At 76.6% G+C, this 248-nt stretch carries 1 protein-coding gene; it reads right to left on the bottom strand.

Going from position 1 to position 248, the window contains the following annotated elements; all coding sequences use genetic code 11:
* Positions 1–225 (bottom strand): hypothetical protein (locus tag ACV4UY_RS05185; protein ID WP_491606585.1); only part of this gene is annotated, 225 nt, incomplete at its 3' end.
* Positions 226–248: the final 23 nt, after the last annotated feature.

The raw sequence follows: 248 nt of genomic DNA, 5'->3' as shown, positions 1-248 counted from the left end.
CGGGGTCGGAGCCGGGGTCGGAGCCGGGATCGGAGCCGGGGTCGGAGTCGGAGCCTGGGTCGGAGCGGGCGTCGGAGCCGGGGTCGGAGCCGGGGTCGGAGCCGGGATCGGAGCCGGGGTCGGAGTCGGAGCCGGGGTCGGAGCCGGGGTCGGAGCCGGGGTCGGAGCCGGGGTCGGCTCGACAGTCGGCTTGGGCGCGGCACCGATGGCAAAGGTGGCCTTCATGCGTCTGATCGCCTCGGGAGTCG

This window comes from Candidatus Magnetaquiglobus sp. (genome assembly GCF_058402785.1).
This window is presented reverse-complemented; position numbering and strand designations above follow the sequence as displayed.